This window comes from Chryseobacterium sp. Leaf201 (assembly GCF_001421435.1).
In the GTDB taxonomy this organism is placed as follows: domain Bacteria; phylum Bacteroidota; class Bacteroidia; order Flavobacteriales; family Weeksellaceae; genus Chryseobacterium.
In genome coordinates this window covers 1-2,743 of sequence record NZ_LMKA01000033.1, presented here as the reverse complement: position 1 = coordinate 2,743, position 2,743 = coordinate 1, and the positions used below count along the sequence as shown (strand labels likewise).

1 protein-coding gene and 1 pseudogene are annotated in these 2,743 nt (G+C 36.9%); both read right to left on the bottom strand.

The genetic code is table 11. The features are described from left to right. Nucleotides 1–670: 670 nt before the first annotated feature. The gene (locus ASE55_RS03280; RefSeq protein WP_056215522.1) at nucleotides 671–2,299 is read right to left on the bottom strand and encodes an acyl-CoA carboxylase subunit beta; all 1,629 of its coding nucleotides are present in this window, start codon (nucleotides 2,297–2,299) and stop codon (nucleotides 671–673) included. A 333-nt stretch (nucleotides 2,300–2,632) separates the two neighbouring features. Further along, nucleotides 2,633–2,743: pseudogene (locus ASE55_RS20720) on the bottom strand (DDE transposase); the annotation flags it as partial.

The window sequence follows — 2,743 nt, the reverse complement described above, 5'->3', positions numbered from 1 at the left end:
GAGAGTAGGTCGCCGCCAGTCTTTATTTTAAAACTCCTTCATCTTCCGATGAAGGAGTTTTTGCGTTATAGACATACCGTATAAATAGAACTTAATCTTTCATTAGCCTGAATTATAGGCAATACGCATACAATATAAATACACATAAAATAAGTATTGTAAAAACATCAAGTACCAATAGCAGAGCACAGTATCATAGCTATGCTTAATCTTAAAGGCAATTATTCTCTATTTTTCATATCTAGACCTTTGTCATTCTTCTGATGAATATATATTTGCAATATTACAATATACTAAAAATACAGTCTTAACACACTCATTTAGACTATTATATCTCAAGCAGGCTATTCATATGAATCAAGTTAAAAATAGTCAATTATAATTTTTAATTCTCGTATCCAAATATGTTTTACTGAGTATAGAATCTATAGAATGGCAATTGTATTTATGCTATCCAGATCTTCCACAGTTAGTTCATTTCATGCTGTTCCAGATTAATTGTAAATTTATATACTACTGCTGTATGGCTAAAGCCTAAATAATACCGTAAGCTATAAAGTTGGAACTAAAAATCAAGAATAAGATAAAGACTATATGCTTTCACATCCTTAAAATAAATCAGTCTCACCATTTAGCGAGACTGATTTGTATTTATTTGATTTAAAAAACATCAAACCTGAATAACCCCCAGGTTAAATTTTTCTGTAATAGGAGCGTTATTAGCAGCTTCAATACCCATAGAAATCCATTTTCTGGTATCTACCGGATTGATGATGGCGTCCGTCCAGAGACGCGCTGCAGAGTAGGTTGCTTCAGTCTGTTTCAGATATCGTTTGGAAATCGTATCCAAAATCTCCTGATGCTCTTCTGCCGAAATTTCTTTCCCTTGTTTTTTCAGGGTGGACTCCTGGATCTGTGCTAAAACTTTTGCAGCCTGTGTACCGCCCATTACGGCAAGATCTGCCCATGGCCACGCTACGATTAACCTTGGATCATAAGCTTTTCCACACATTGCATAATTTCCGGCACCATAAGAATTTCCCGTAATAATAGTAAACTTAGGAACAACAGAATTAGATACTGCATTAACCATTTTTGCTCCGTCTTTAATAATTCCTCCATGCTCAGATTTGGAACCTACCATAAAGCCCGTAACGTCCTGTAAGAACACCAAAGGAATCTTTCTCTGGTTACAGTTAGCAATAAATCTTGTTGATTTATCAGCTGAGTCGGAATAGATAACTCCTCCGAACTGCATTTCACCCTTGCCGCTTTTAACCAGTTTTCTCTGGTTGGCCACAATTCCTACAGACCAGCCGTCAATTCTTGCTGTTGCACAGATGATACTTTTCCCATAATCAGGTTTGTATTCATCATATTCAGAATTGTCTACCAGGCATTTGATGATTTCGTATGTATCATACTGTTCAGTCCTTGAAGCCGGAAGAATCCCGAAAATATTCTCCGGTTTTGATTTAGGCTGGAAACTTTCAATCCTGTCAAAGCCGGCTTTTTCAGTACTGCCGATAGACTTCATGATGTTTTTGATTCTGTTCAGCGCATCCTGGTCATCTTTAGCCTTATAATCGGTAACACCCGAAATAGAACAGTGCGTAGTGGCACCGCCCAATGTTTCGTTATCAATAGATTCTCCAATGGCGGCTTTTACCAGATAGCTTCCCGCAAGGAATATAGAACCCGTTTTATCAACAATCATTGCCTCATCACTCATAATCGGGAGATAGGCACCACCGGCAACACAGCTGCCCATTACAGCCGAAATCTGGATGATTCCCATGGAGCTCATTTTAGCATTGTTTCTGAAAATCCTGCCGAAGTGTTCCTTATCCGGGAAAATTTCATCCTGCATCGGAAGATACACCCCTGCGGAATCAACAAGATATATAATCGGAAGCCTGTTTTCCATGGCAATTTCCTGAGCCCTTAAATTTTTCTTTCCCGTAATCGGAAACCATGCGCCTGCTTTAACCGACGCATCATTAGCCACAACGATACATTGTTTACCGGATACGTATCCGATAACTACTACTACGCCGCCGCCTGGACATCCGCCATGCTCTTCATACATTTCAAAACCTGCAAATGCACCGATTTCTATGGAGTCAGAACCTTTGTCAAGAAGATAGTCAACCCTTTCACGCGCCGTCATTTTCCCTTCATCACGAATCTTCTGAAGCCTTTTTTCGCCGCCGCCTTTCTTGATTTCAGAGAGCAAACGGTTTATTTCGGATAACTTTAATCTGTTCTGATCTTCCCTTTTGTTGAATTCGATGTCCATAAAATTTCAATTTTTTCCGCTTAAAGATACTATTTTTCAAAGAATTTATATTGAATTAAAACAATTGTTTAATTTGTTGGTATTCAGAAATTTATGAAATATTTAACATATATATGTTTTTCAGTGTATGATTTTTTTTCTAAATTTACATCAGAGTAATAGGGATAATATCCTCTATGAATACTCTAAGTTCCTAGTTTATTTTTTTAATAGTTTATTATTTGAAGGCCCTGAAAGTTGAACAAATTTTCAGGGTTTTTTATTTTGTATATTTCTGAAATATATTCTTTAAAAAATAACAACTTTGATGGGATCAATCTCAAAACTTGGGGACTAGGCAAAAAGTTTAGACAACCTGAACAGGAAAAATGTTTTATCCCGCACGCCTCTTAATTGTAATCTGAAGTTTTTTATTTTAGCATTGAATGACTCGGCGGAAGCATT

Coding starts and splice junctions, on each gene's coding strand:
- ASE55_RS03280 (WP_056215522.1), bottom strand. CDS start 2,299: ATGGACATCGAATTCAACAAAAGGGAAGATCAGAACAGATTAAAGTTA.